The following is a 12,873-nucleotide window of genomic DNA, read 5'->3' on the forward strand; positions in this document are numbered from 1 at the left end:
GAGCGGTCGGCGACTCACAGGGTTTTTGCAGGAAGCGTCCAGCGCCGACGCAGTCGGGTCACCGATGATGGGCCCATGCCCGCTACCCAGACCGAGGCGCGACTGCTCGTTGTCGAGGACGACCCCAACATCCTCGAACTGCTCTCCGCGAGCCTGCGGTTCGCGGGCTTCGACGTAGCCACCGCGACCAGCGGCAGCGCGGCCCTGAACGCCGCCAAGGACCACCGGCCCGACCTGGTGGTGCTCGACGTGATGCTGCCGGACCTGGACGGCTTCGAGGTCATCCGGATGCTCCGCGAGGGCGGTACGCGTACCCCGGTGGTCTTCCTCACCGCCCGGGACGCGACCGACGACAAGATCCGAGGGCTGACCCTCGGTGGCGACGACTACGTCACCAAGCCGTTCAGCCTGGAGGAGTTGACCGCCCGGATCCGCGCCGTGCTGCGCCGCACCACCAGCGGCGAGCAGGCCCCGTCGCGGCTCACCTTCGCCGATCTCGAGCTGGACGAGGAGACGCACGAGGTGCACCGGGCCGGGCAGCGGGTGCAGCTCTCGCCGACCGAGTTCAAGCTGCTGCGCTACCTGATGCTCAACGCCAACCGGGTGCTGTCCAAGGCGCAGATCCTCGACCACGTCTGGAACTACGACTTCCGGGGCGACGACAACATCGTCGAGTCCTACATCTCCTACCTGCGGCGCAAGGTCGACACCACCCAGCCGCGGTTGATCCACACCCTCCGCGGCGTCGGGTACGTGCTGCGCAAGCCGGCGGCGTGAGCGCCTACCTGCAGGCGAAGGGCCGGCTGCGGAGCGTGCCGCTGCGGGTCAAGCTGGTCACCGCGGTGCTGGTCCTGGTCGCCGTGGCGCTGCTGGTGATCAGCTCGCTGACCGCGTACTTCCTGCGGGGCTACCTGGTCGGCCAGGTGGACGGGCAGATCCGATCGGCCACCCAAGGCCTCGGTTCGCTGCTGCCCGGTCTGCGGAGCAACAAGGTCAACGCGATGCTGCCCAGCGACTATGTCGTGTCGCTGGCCGATGAGCAGGCGGTGTACCGGCCCATCTACGACGACATCAGCCTCGACCCCGAGCAGCTACCGAACTTCCCCACCACCCGGCAGGGCTTCGAGGACGCCGAGGGGAAGCCGAGGACCGTCCTGTCCCTCGACGGTCAGACCCGGTGGCGGGTGTACTACGCGGCCCAACCGGACGGCTCGGTGCTGGCCGTGGGCCAGCCGCTGACCCAGGTGGACCGGGCGGTGAAGCAACTCGTCTGGATCGACCTGCTGGTCGGTGGCGCGGTGCTGATCATGCTGGCCTCGGTTGGCGCGGCCATCGTGCGGACCAGCCTCAAGCCGTTGGTGGAGATCGAACGGACCGCCGCCGCCATCGCCGGCGGTGACCTGACCCGCCGGGTGCCCGACCCGGAGCAGGGACAGGAGCAGCCCACCTCCGAGTTGGGCCGGCTCTCGCGAGCGTTGAACGCCATGCTCACCCAGATCGAGGCGGCGTTCACCGCGCGGGCCGCATCGGAGACCGCAGCCCGCTCGGCCGAGAGCGCGGCCCGGGACGCGGCCGCCGCCGCGCAGGCGTCCGAGGCGCGGGCCCGGCGCTCCGAGGAGCGGATGCGGCAGTTCGTGGCGGACGCCTCGCACGAGCTGCGTACCCCGCTGACCACCATTCGCGGCTTCGCGGAGCTCTACCGCCAGGGCGCCGCCAGGGCCCCGGAGCAGACCGGCGGCCTGCTGCGCCGGATCGAGGACGAGGCGGCCCGGATGGGGCTGTTGGTGGAGGACCTGCTGCTGCTCGCCCGGCTGGACCGGGAACGGCCGCTCTCGCTCGCCCCGGTGGAGCTGCCGGTGCTCGCCTCCGAGGCGGTGGACGCCGCCCGGGCGATGGCTCCGGACCGGCGTATCGAGTTGGAGATCGAGCCCGGCTCGGGCCCACTCGTCGTCTTCGCCGACGACGCGCGGCTGCGTCAGGTGATCGGCAACCTGATGACCAACGCGTTGACCCACACGCCGCCGGACGCCGAGGTCAGCCTGCGGCTGCGCGCCGAGTCGGGAAACCTCGCCGTGGTGGAGGTCGTGGACACCGGGCAGGGCCTCTCCCCGGAGCAGGCGGAACGCGTGTTCGAGCGGTTCTACCGGGCCGACGCGGCCCGGACGCGCCGGGCCGACGGCAACACCGGCACCGGCCTCGGCCTGGCCATCGTGGCGGCGCTGGTCGCCGCCCACCACGGATCGGTCGAGGTGGCCGAGACCCTCGGCGGCGGGGCCACCTTCCGGGTGCGGCTGCCGCAGGTGCCACAGACCGACGACACCGGTGAGTGACTTTCAGCCAACTTCCAGGACGGTTCCAGCTTCGTTGCAGTGCACGGGGAGAAGGTAGTGCCATGACCGAGTTCGAGTCCGACCCGCAGCGCCGGCCGGCCGCCACCGACGCCGAGCCGTCGCAACCCACCGCCGAGCTGCCGCGCGACGAGCGCGTGCAGTCCGACTCTCCGACCACCCCCATCCAGCCGGTCAGCACCGAGCCGACGGTCGCGCAGCCGCAGCCGCAGCCGACCGGCTACGAGCCGCCGCAGCCGGTCGGCTACGAGCCGTCGACCGTCACCGCCGCCACGCCCTCCGCGCCGCCGTACCCGGTCTCCGGGCAGCCGGCGCCCGGCCAGCCCGGCTACCCGCAGCCGACCCCTGGCCAGTACCCCGGCACCCCCTGGTACGCCGGGCAGCAGTCCGGCTGGGCCGGCGGGGGCCAGCCGGGCGCGGCCTACCCGCAGCACCCGGGGCAGCCGGTCCCGCCCTGGGGCCCGCAGGTCGCTCCGCCCGGCAGCGGCCCCCGGCCGAGCCGGGTCGCCAAGTTCGCCGGTGCCGGCGTCGCGGTGTTCGCCCTGATGCTCGGGTCCGGCGTGGCCGGCGGTGCGCTCGCGCTCGCCCTGGACGGCGACGGCGGCGGCGTGACCCGCACGTACTCCGCGGCTCCGGTGCTCAACAGCGCCGACCTTCCGAAGATCGCGGCGTCCGTGCAGGACAGCGTCGTCTCCATCACCACCGACAGCGGCGAGGGCTCCGGCGTGGTGCTCACCGCCGACGGCTACGTGCTGACCAACAACCACGTGGTGGCCTCCGCCGCCGGGGACACCGTCCAGGTGGTGTTCGCGGACGGCAAGACCGCCCAGGCGAAGATCATCGGCACCGACCCGAAGACCGACCTGGCCGTGGTCAAGGCCAACGGGGTCACCGATCTCAAGCCGGCCAAGTTCGGCGACAGCGACGGCATGCAGGTCGGCGACCAGGTGCTCGCCCTGGGCAGCCCGCTCGGCCTGCAGGGCTCGGTCACCTCGGGCATCCTCAGCGCCCGGGACCGCACCATCCGGGCCGGCGAGGGCCAGCAGCAGCCGGACCCCCGCGAGCAGGCCCAGGCGGTCACCTCGATCTCCGGCCTGCTCCAGACCGACGCCCCGATCAACCCCGGCAACTCCGGCGGTGCCCTGGTCAACACCCGGGGCGAGGTGATCGGCATCAACACCGCCATCGCCACCTCCGGGCAGAGCACCGGCAACATCGGCGTCGGGTTCGCCATCCCCAGCAACAAGGCCAAGGACGTCGCGGGCAAGCTGCAGCGCGGCGAGAAGGTCAGCCACCCGTCGCTCGGCGTCGGCGTCAACGAGGCCGAGGGCGGCGGCGCGCTGGTCGCGTCGGTCACCGCGGGCAGCGCCGCCGAGAAGGCCGGCCTGCAGCGGGGCGACGTGGTCACCAAGTTCGGCGACAAGGCGATCAACGACTCCGAGGACCTGGTCGGCGCGGTGCAGGCCGGCAAGGTCGGCGACCGGGTCGAGGTGCACTACAAGCGAAACGGCACCGAGAAGACGGCAACCGTGACGCTCGCCGAAACGTCGTAACCGATATCTGAACCCTGCCTCCCTCTCCGGCGGCGGGTGGCGGAGCCAAGGGGGTTGGCTTCGTCACCCGCCGCGCTTTTTCGCCCTGACGGCGGTTCACCCGGATCGGGTGAACCGCCGTCACCCGTACGCGGGGCAGGTTCGGAACCATGACTCAGGTGGTGGGTGTCCGCGATGACCAGCGGATTCAACACGACGTTCTGGCCGAGCTGGCCTGGGACGCGCAGCTGCAACCGCACGAGATCGGCGTGACCGTCAACCAGGGGGTGGTCACGTTGACCGGTTTCGTGGACGGTGCCGCCCGTAGTTGGGCGGCGACCCGCTCGGCCCAGCGGGTCCGAGGGGTGCGGGCGGTGGCCGACGAGATCGAGGTGCGGCTGCCGGGCACTCCGGGGCGTACCGACGCGGAGGTGGCCATCGCCGCCAGTCGGGCGCTCGAATGGGACAGCTTCGTGCCCGCCGAACAGCTGGACGTGACCGTGGCCAACGGTTGGGTGATGCTCCGCGGCGAGGTCGAGTTCGGGTGGCAGCGCCGGGCCGCCGAGCAGGAGCTGCGTCGGCTGGATGGCGTCCGTGGGATCACCAACCTCATCGAGGTACGACCACCGGAGCCGCCGGCCGGCGAACGGCTGCGGCGGGACGTCCAGCGCGCGCTGCTGCGCACGATCGGCGGCGAGCGGGTGACCGTCGAGGTGGACGGGGACACGCTGGTCCTCGCCGGGGTGGTCCGCTCGTGGTGGGAACGCGATCAGGTTGAGCGGGTGGCGTGGTCGGCGCCCGGCGTACGGGTGGTGCACGACCACCTCCTGGTCGGCGGGTGATCGTCCGTCTTGTCCGGTTTACCGGGTACGTGACCGGGAAACCGGTCCGGACCATGCCGATCGGCGGCGACATCGGACCGGGGATCAACGGGGAGGACTCGTGGCCGTGAACCACCCGCCTGCCGACCGCCCTCCGGAGCGGCCGTTGCGCATCGCGATGGTGGTCCCGCCCTGGTTGTCCGTCCCGCCGCCCGGCTACGGGGGCCTGGAGCAGGTGGTCGCCGGGCTGGTGGACGCGCTCACCGTGCACGGGCACGCGGTGACCCTCTTCGGCGCCGGTGTCCAGCACGGCACCAACGCCGACGGCTTCGTGTCCACCGTGCCCGAGGTGCAGTACGAGCGGTTGGGCGAGTCGCTGCCCGAGCTGGCCCACCTGGCCCGGGTGAACCAGATCATCAGGGCCGCCGACTACGACGTCATCCACGACCACACCACGATCGGCCCGCTGGTGGCCGGCCGCCGGGCCGTGCCCACGGTGGCGACCGTGCACGGCAATCCGGTGGGCGAGTACGGCGATGTGCTCAACGACGTCGACCAGGGCGTCGCGCTGGTGGCCATCTCGCACACCCAACGGGGGCTCAACCCCGACCTGCCATGGGCCGGCACCGTGCACAACGCCCTGGACCTGCGCGGCTTCCCACGCAAGACCGAGCCGGGCCCGGGGCCGGTGCTGTGGCTGGCCCGGTTCAGCCCGGACAAGGGCCCGGACATCGCCATCCAGGCGTGCCGGGCGGCCGGGCTGCCGCTGCTGCTCGCCGGCAAGTGCAACGAGCCGGCCGAGCGTCGCTACTACGAACAGGTCGTCGAGCCGCTGCTTGGCGACGACGTCACCGTCGTGCTGAACGCCGACCGTGCGGACACCCTGCGGATGCTGGTCGACGCCCGCTGCCTGATCATGCCGATCCAGTGGGACGAGCCGTTCGGCATGGTCATGTTGGAGGCGATGGCGACCGGCACGCCGGTCGTCGCCCTCAATCGGGGCGCGGTGCCGGAACTGGTCCGACCCGGGCTCACCGGGTTGGTCTGCGAACGGTCGGAGGAACTGCCCCAGGCGCTACTGGCGGCGAAGGGGCTGGACCCGGCGGCCTGCGTGAACCACGTGGCGGCCAACTTCTCCGTCGAGCGGATGGCATCCGGCTACGAGGCCGTCTACCGGCGCTTCGCCGCTGACCAGCAGGACGTCCGCGAGGCGGCCCGGGTGTCGGTCCGCTGACCCGGCCGGCACCGGCGACGCAGATTCGGCCGCGCTCTCGGTGGTGCGTTACGACTGCGGTTGGCATGGCAAGCCGTCCTGGGTGTCGAGACGGACGGGGCCCCCGCGGTGGGCGGTGTCCGGGTCGCCGGCCGGGTGGCAGGCATGCTCGAACTGCCCTTTGCTCTGCTTCAACGGACGCAACACTTCCGCCGCAAAAGTGTTGCGTCCGTTGAAGCAGAGCAAAGCAAGCGAGACGGGGATGGTCACCCCCGGCGTCCGGCAGCACCGCGCACAGCTACCCCCGCACGCGAGAGCGTGACGCCGTCACGTCAGCCGGATCAGGCCCGTGCCACGCCCAGCTCCGCGATGGCGGAGTCGAGTCTGTCCGCGTACCCCTGGCTGATGTTGCCCTCGCCCAGACGGACCGCGACCTTCTCACGCAGCCGGGCCACCGGTGGGGCCAGCTCGTTCCGGCCCGGACCGACGGCGGCCCGCAGGTTGCGTAGCTCGTTGCGCAGGTCGGTGCCGACGTCGGCGCGGATCTCTCCGGCGGTCACTCCCGCGCCGATCAGCGCGTCGACCCGGTTGGCGGCCTCCACCAGCGTGCCCGGCCGGGGGTCGGGCGAGACCGTGATCGACGGCGGGGTGGCGGGACGGGAGGGCTCGGTGGCCGGCGGGACGATCGACGTGGGCGCCACCGGGCTGGCGGTGGGCCGGGTCTGTGGTGCGGACCGCTCGTCGGGCAGCAGGGCCGCGACGGCCAGCGCGACCCCGACCGCCAGGACGGCCGGGACCAGCAGCAACACCGGCCAGCGACGCGACCGGCCCGGCCCGGCGTCGCCCGGCCCGGCGTCGCCCGGCCCGGCGTCGCCCGGCCCGGCGTCGCCCGGCCCGGCGTCGTTGGGCAGCAGTTGGTCGCGCATCGTGGTGGCGACCTGTCGGGCGGTCGGGCGGTCGGCCGGATCCTTCGCCAGACTGCGCAGGCAGATCCGGGCCACCGCTGGCGGCAGGTCCGGAACGTCGGCCAGCGTCGGCGGCGGGCCGCTGGCCAGCGCCGCGCTGAGCTGTTCCCAGGTGGCCGCCGGGTACGGGACCCGGCCGGTGAGCGCCTCGTGCAGCAGTACGCCGAGGGAGTAGACGTCGGTGGCGGGCTGAGCGGGCGCTCCGTCCAGCCGTTCCGGGGCGACGTACGCCGGGGTGCCGAAGGTGGCGCCATCCTCGTCCTCGTCCGGCGCGCCGACCCGGGTGGCGATGCCGAAGTCGAGCACCTTGACACCTACGGCGGTCATCATCACGTTCGCCGGCGTGATGTCGCGGTGCACGATGCCGAGCCGGTGCGCGGCGGCCAGCGCGTCGGCGACCTGCGCGCCCACCTCGACCGCCTCGGCCCACGGCAGTGGCCCCTCGATGAGCCGCAGCTCCAGTCCCTCCCCGTTGAGCAGTTCCATGACCACGAACGACGTGATGGAGCCGTCCGGGGCGACCGTCTCGCCGTAGTCGTGCACCGAGGTCACGTGCGGATGCACCAACTGGGCGGCGGCCCGTGCCTCCTCGCGCACCATGTCGCGAAAGCGGGCGTCGGCGGCCAGCGACGGGGCGAGCACCTTGAGAGCGACGACCCGGTCCAGCACCTCGTCCCGGGCGCGCCAGATGACCGACATGCCGCCGGCGCCGATCTGGTCGATGAGCCGGTACCTGCGGGCCAGCAATCGGCCCGGGTGCAGTGCTGCGGTCACGGATCGCACCTGCCTCGGGGGTGGGAGCGGTATCAGGTTGCGTGAATGTCTCCGGCCTGTCAACGGTCCCTGTCGATGTCGGGTGCCAGCATGGGCGGCCGTCCCGCGATGCGGGCGATCGGCCGGCGGCGCGCGCGTGCCAGGATGAGGGGCATGGCTGGGGGACCGGTGGCGTTCGTGCTCGGTGGCGGGGGAGTGCTCGGCGCGGTCGAGGTGGGCATGTTGCGTGCCCTGTTCCGGGCCGGCATCCAACCCGACCTGGTGCTCGGCACCTCGATCGGCGCCGTCAACGGCGCGCTGGTCGCCGCCGACCCGTCGGAGGCGGTGACCGACCGGCTGGTCCGGCTCTGGGCCTCGCCGGAGGCCAGCGAGGTGTACGGCGACTCGGTCGCCCGGCAGCTCCGCCGCTTCGCGGCTCGGACCCACCTGCACTCGCCCCGGCCGCTGCGCCGGCTGCTCGAATCCGAGCTGGGCGTCGACACCACCTTCGCCGACCTGCGCGTGCCGTTCCGCTGCTGCGCCGCACACATCGAGCGGGCCGCCGAGCACTGGTTCGACAGCGGTCCGGTGGTGCCGGCCGTGCTGGCGTCGGCATCGGTACCGGGCATCCTCCCGCCCACCGAGATCGACGGCGCGCACTACGTGGACGGTGGCATCGTCAACTCGATCCCGATCGGCGAGGCGGTGATCGCCGGTGCCAAGCAGATCTTCGTCCTCCAGGTGGGCCGGATCGAACGGGAACTGACGCCGCCCCGGCGGCCCTGGGAGATCGCCCAGGTCGCCTTCGAGATATCCCGCCGGCACCGGTTCTTCCGGGAGATGGCCGCCCTGCCCGAAGGGGTGGAGGTGCACGTCCTGCCGACCGGAGGGCTCAACCCGCGCGACGACACGCCATGGGCCTACCGGGACATGGCGGCGGTGGGCCGGCGGATCAGCCGGGCGTACACCGCTTCCCGGCGCTACCTCGCCACCAACCTGGAGCGGTGATGCCACTGCCGCCCCGGTGGCTGCGCCGGCTGCTGTTCGCCCCCGGGGTGGTGCTGCTCGCGGTCGCCGTGGTGACCACGCTGCCGGTCTGGGCTCTCGTCGCGGCCGCCGTGTCCCCGCTGGTCCCGGGCCGGTTGCGCCCGCTGCGGCTGCTCTGGATCGGCTGCGTCTACCTGGTGTGGGACGCCGCCGCGCTGCTCGCGCTCTTCGGGCTCTGGGTCGCCTCCGGGTTCGGCTGGCGGATCCGGTCGGCGGGCTTCCAACGCGCCCACTACGTGCTGGCCGGCTGGTTCCTGCGGGTGCTGTTCTGGCAGGCCCGGTGGACGCTGCGGTTACGCATCGACGTGGTGGGCACCGACCCGGACACCGCGCTGCCCGGTCGGCCCGAGTTGGTGCTCTGTCGGCACGCCGGGCCGGGTGACTCGTTCATCCTGATCCACGCGCTGGTCAACTGGTTCCACCGGGAGCCACGGATCGTGCTGAAGGACAGCCTCCAGTGGGACCCGACGATCGACGTGCTGCTCAACCGGCTGCCCGCCCGTTTCATCGCGCCCAGACCGGAGCGCGGCGAGGAGACGGTACGCCAGGTCGGGCACCTCGCCGACGGGCTGGACGACAACGACGCCTTCGTGATCTTCCCGGAGGGGGGCAACTTCACGCCCAAGCGGCGGGTACGCGCCATCGCCCGGCTGCGCTCCCTCGGTCTGGAGCGGATGGCGCGGCGCGCGGAACGGATGCGGCACGTGCTGGCCCCGCAGCCCGGCGGGATGCTCGCCGCGCTGGAGGCCGCCCCGGACGCCGGGGTCATCTTCGTGGCCCACACCGGTCTGGACCGGATGCTCACCGTCGCCGACGTGTGGCGTGAGCTGCCGATGGACAAGCGGATCGTGATGCGGTTCTGGTCGGTGCCGCCGGAGGACGTACCCGCCGGACGGCAGGAACGCATCGACTGGCTGTACGACTGGTGGGCGCGGATCGACGGCTGGATCGCGGCCAATCGGGACGGCGCCGCGTAGGGTGCGGGCGTGGATCAGATCTGCGTGGTGACGACGGTGGTGGATGCGCGCTCGGTCGCCGACGTACTGGCGGCTGCGGCCGTTGCCGGGCGGCTCGCCGCCTGCGCCCAGGTCGGCGGTCAGGTGGACAGCACCTACTGGTGGCGGACCGGGGTGGAGACCAGCACCGAGTGGTCGGTGCAGTTCAAGACCGCACCGGACCGGCTCACCGCGCTGGTGGACCAGATCCGGGCCAGCCACCCGTACGAGGTGCCGGAGATCCTGGTGTCCCGGGTGGAGAGTGGCGATCCCGGGTACGTCGCCTGGGTGCACGAGCACACCCGTCCCTGAGTACGCGCACTCTGGGCCGCGCCCCGGTCGGGTCACGATGATGACCGGGTGGACGACACCGGTTATCCCTGCCCCGCCTGCGGCGCCCCGGCCGATCTGAGTGCCGGTTGTGCCGGCTGCCGTCGTCCACCCGACCCGGTCGCCGCCGAAATGGTCCGGTTGGGCCGGGAGATCGTCCAGCTTGAGCCCGAGGTGGAACGGGCCCGTCAGACGTACGCCGAGCTGGCTGGACGGCTGACGGCCCGCACCCGGCGTCGGGCCGAGTTGGCCGCGATCGTCCGGGCCGGGGTGGTGGCTCCCGTCGCGGTGCCTCCGGCGCCCGTCGCCCCCGTGCCCGCCGGGGTGGGGCCTGCGGGTGGGGCGGAGACCTCGACGCGGACGATCCAGGGTCTGCTCTTCGTCCTCGGTGGACTGCTGCTGGGCACCGCGGCGGTGGTCTTCACCGCGGTGGCCTGGGCGGCGGTAGGGGTCGCCGGACGGGCACTGATCCTGGCGGCGTTCACCGCGCTCGTCCTGGCCGCCCCGCTGCTGGCAGTACGCCGAGGGCTGCGCGGCACGGCGGAGACCTTCGCCGCGGTGGGGCTGCTGCTGGTGGTGCTGGACGGGTACGCGGCCTGGTCGGTCGACCTGGCCGGCGTGGCCGACTGGCCGGGTACCCGGTACGCCGCGCTGGTCGGGGGGGCCAGCGCGGCGGTTGCCGTGGCGTACGGCCGGATGAGCCGGTTGACCGGGCCCTGGTTCGCGGCACTGCTGGCCGCTCAACCGGTGCTGCCCCTGCTCGCCGCCGAGGCCCGGCCGGGGGCTGCCGGCTGGACGCTGGTCCTGCTCGGGGTGGCGCTGCTGAATCTGGGCGTGCTGGTCGCGCTGCGCGATGGCAGCCGACGGGCCGCTGCGCCAGGCAACGGGGGCCCGTCGGCCGCTGCGCCGGGAAACGGGGGGCGGCCGGCCCGGCGCGTGGGGCGGGTGCTCGTGGGGATCGGGTACGTCGCCGCGCTGGTCGGTGCCGTCGGCAGTGCCCTGGTGCCGCTGGTGCACGGTCGGGTGGCGGGTTCGCCGCTGCTGGCAGGTGTGCCGCTGCTGCTGGTCGCGCTGACCGGGCTCGGTGCTGCCGTACTGGTCGGGGGCCGGCACCTGCGGGCGGTGGCGGGTGGGGTGCTGGTGCCGGTGCTGGCCATCGCGGTGCTACGCCCGGTGGCCGAGCTGTCACCGTCGCTGTGGCTGGTCGCGGCGGCCACCGTGGCGCTGGGGCTGGCCGGCGTGGTCCGGCTGCTGCCGCCCGGCTGGCGTACCGGCCCCCGCGCCGGAGCGGTGCTGGTCGCAGCGGGCACGGCACTGGCCGCCGTCCTGGTCACCGTGGCGTTGGCGATCGCCACCGGCACGCGGTCGCTGCCACCCTGGCAGGGCGCCGGTACGGGGCCGGACCTGGACTGGGGCTGGCAGTTGGCACCCGCCCTGGCGCTGACGCTCGGCGCGGCGGTGTTGCTGCTGCCGCGGAGCGCGGGGACGCTGCTCGGTACGGCCGGCGTGGTGGCCGTGCTGCTCGCCCTGCCCGCTGGATGGGCGGCCGGCTGGCCCGCCGTGGTGGCCGTGGACCTGGTCGGCGGGGTCGCCCTGCTCCTCCTCGTGCTGGCTCGCCCGACGGCCCGGCCGGGCACTCTGCTCGCCCGGGCGATCGGCGGTGCCGTCCTGCTCGGGCACGGGCTGCTGGTGGCGCTGGCCGCTCCGGTGGGTGCTCTGGTGGCGCTCGGCACGATCGCCGTGGTCGGGCTGGCGTTGGCGGCGAGGCGCGCCTCCGGGCCGTACCGACAGGTGGCCGGCGTGGGACTGCTGGTCGCGCTGCTCCCGCTGCCGGGGATCGCCGCGGTGGCGCTGTTCGCCGCCGGCGCGCCGCCCTGGTGGCAGGCCCGGGCCGCGCTGTTCGTCGCCGCGCTACCGCTGGTCGCGCTGCTCGTCGTGCGGCGTCACCGACCTCAACTGATCGGGTACGCGGCGACGGGCGCCGCGGTCGGAGTCACCGCTGCCGCGCTCGCGCCGCTCGTCGCGGTGGGCGACGAACCGATCGTGCTGTACGCCGCACTGGCGACCCTGGGCGTCGCCGTCGCCGGCCGGCGTCCAGTGCTGGTGGTGGCGGGTGTCGTGGTGGCGGCGGTCGCGGTGTTGGCCGCGCTGCCGGCGCTGGTCGCCGCTCTCGCCACGCCGTACGGCAGCCCCGGGCCGATCTGGTCCGGGGCGCCCACGGTCGTCGCCGACCCGGCGGCGCTCGCCACCGGCCTGGCGCTGGCCGTGCTGGCGTTGGCCGCGGTACTGGCCCGCCGGGGCGACCATCCGAGCCTGCTGCCCGCGCTGCCGTTCGCCGCAGCCGCGTTGCCGGTGCTGCTCGTGGCGGTTGGTGCGCCCTGGCCGGTGCTGCCGGTCGCAGTCCTGCTCGCCGGGGTGGCCGCCCTGCTGCTCGCCACCCTGGCCGCGCACCGCCCGGCGCTCGCGCCGGTCGCCGCACCGGTGGGGGCGGTGCTGGCCGTCGCGGGTGTGGTGGGGTTGCTGGCCACCCGGGGCGGTACCTTCGCGGCCGAGGGCGTCCTGCTGGTGGCGGCGGTGATCGTCGCCGTCGGAGCGCGGATCGTCGAGGTGCGCGTCGCCGGCAGTCTCGTGGCGGTCGGTTCGGCGGTCGCGCTGGCGGTGACGGCACCGCTCGCCGACGGGCTGACACTGCGGGCGGCGGCGTACCCGGTGCTGGTGGTGGCCGCGCTGGCCCTCGCGGTGGCCGCGGCGCTCACCCCGCCCGCCAGCGGGCCCGCCGCCGAGGCCAGCGCGCCCGCCGCCGAGGCCAGCGCGCCCGCCGCCGAGGCCAGCGCGGCTGGGCGGGGGACGGTCGCGCGGGTACGGATCG

At 73.9% G+C, this 12,873-nt stretch carries 10 protein-coding genes; 9 read left to right on the top strand and 1 reads right to left on the bottom strand.

Annotated features, from left to right (window positions below):
• Positions 1-75: 75 nt before the first annotated feature.
• The 5 genes from V6V47_RS24725 to V6V47_RS24745 all read left to right on the top strand — a co-directional run bounded on the left by V6V47_RS24725 (position 76) and on the right by V6V47_RS24745 (position 5,935).
• Positions 76-777 (top strand): response regulator transcription factor, encoded by a 702-nt coding sequence (locus V6V47_RS24725; protein ID WP_334630740.1) that lies wholly within the window; start codon positions 76-78, stop codon positions 775-777.
• Positions 774-2,330: a HAMP domain-containing sensor histidine kinase gene (locus V6V47_RS24730; RefSeq protein WP_334630741.1), complete on the top strand. Its 1,557-nt coding sequence runs from the start codon at positions 774-776 to the stop codon at positions 2,328-2,330. Before V6V47_RS24725 ends, V6V47_RS24730 begins: the two co-directional genes overlap by 4 nt.
• A 62-nt stretch (positions 2,331-2,392) precedes the next feature.
• Positions 2,393-3,901, top strand: a complete 1,509-nt coding sequence (locus V6V47_RS24735) for a S1C family serine protease (RefSeq protein ID WP_334630742.1) — start codon at positions 2,393-2,395, stop codon at positions 3,899-3,901.
• A 149-nt stretch (positions 3,902-4,050) separates the two neighbouring features.
• Positions 4,051-4,722, top strand: a complete 672-nt coding sequence (locus V6V47_RS24740; RefSeq protein WP_334630743.1) for a BON domain-containing protein — start codon at positions 4,051-4,053, stop codon at positions 4,720-4,722.
• A gap of 157 nt (positions 4,723-4,879) precedes the next feature.
• Complete coding sequence (locus V6V47_RS24745; protein ID WP_334630755.1) at positions 4,880-5,935, top strand: glycosyltransferase family 4 protein; 1,056 nt, start codon at positions 4,880-4,882, stop codon at positions 5,933-5,935.
• A 320-nt stretch (positions 5,936-6,255) separates the two neighbouring features.
• Here the strand turns inward: V6V47_RS24745 and V6V47_RS24750 are convergent, their stop codons facing one another.
• Positions 6,256-7,653, bottom strand: coding sequence for a serine/threonine-protein kinase (locus tag V6V47_RS24750; protein ID WP_334630744.1), 1,398 nt, complete (start codon positions 7,651-7,653; stop codon positions 6,256-6,258).
• A gap of 153 nt (positions 7,654-7,806) precedes the next feature.
• Here V6V47_RS24750 and V6V47_RS24755 point away from each other — a divergent pair, with 153 nt between their 5' ends.
• The 4 genes from V6V47_RS24755 to V6V47_RS24770 form a co-directional block, all read left to right on the top strand.
• The gene (locus tag V6V47_RS24755) at positions 7,807-8,640 is read left to right on the top strand and encodes a patatin-like phospholipase family protein (protein ID WP_334630745.1); all 834 of its coding nucleotides are present in this window, start codon (positions 7,807-7,809) and stop codon (positions 8,638-8,640) included.
• The gene (locus V6V47_RS24760) at positions 8,640-9,656 is read left to right on the top strand and encodes a 1-acyl-sn-glycerol-3-phosphate acyltransferase (protein WP_334630746.1); all 1,017 of its coding nucleotides are present in this window, start codon (positions 8,640-8,642) and stop codon (positions 9,654-9,656) included. Before V6V47_RS24755 ends, V6V47_RS24760 begins: the two co-directional genes overlap by 1 nt.
• Positions 9,657-9,665: 9 nt before the next feature.
• On the top strand, positions 9,666-9,986 hold the full coding sequence (cutA, locus tag V6V47_RS24765; protein WP_334630747.1) for a divalent-cation tolerance protein CutA: 321 nt from the start codon (positions 9,666-9,668) through the stop codon (positions 9,984-9,986).
• Between the two features lie 48 nt (positions 9,987-10,034).
• Positions 10,035-12,873, top strand: a 2,839-nt coding sequence (locus tag V6V47_RS24770) for a hypothetical protein (protein ID WP_334630748.1), incomplete at its 3' end; no start/stop codon positions are given.

This window comes from Micromonospora sp. CPCC 205539 (genome assembly GCF_036906815.1).
GTDB lineage: Bacteria > Actinomycetota > Actinomycetes > Mycobacteriales > Micromonosporaceae > Micromonospora.

What these genes read in the sequence shown, in the direction of transcription:
- V6V47_RS24725 (WP_334630740.1), top strand. Translation starts at nt 76, where the DNA reads ATGCCCGCTACCCAGACCGAGGCGCGACTGCTCGTTGTCGAGGACGAC.
- V6V47_RS24735 (WP_334630742.1), top strand. Translation starts at nt 2,393, where the DNA reads ATGACCGAGTTCGAGTCCGACCCGCAGCGCCGGCCGGCCGCCACCGAC.
- V6V47_RS24740 (WP_334630743.1), top strand. Translation starts at nt 4,051, where the DNA reads ATGACTCAGGTGGTGGGTGTCCGCGATGACCAGCGGATTCAACACGAC.
- V6V47_RS24745 (WP_334630755.1), top strand. Translation starts at nt 4,880, where the DNA reads ATGGTGGTCCCGCCCTGGTTGTCCGTCCCGCCGCCCGGCTACGGGGGC.
- V6V47_RS24755 (WP_334630745.1), top strand. Translation starts at nt 7,807, where the DNA reads ATGGCTGGGGGACCGGTGGCGTTCGTGCTCGGTGGCGGGGGAGTGCTC.
- V6V47_RS24760 (WP_334630746.1), top strand. Translation starts at nt 8,640, where the DNA reads ATGCCACTGCCGCCCCGGTGGCTGCGCCGGCTGCTGTTCGCCCCCGGG.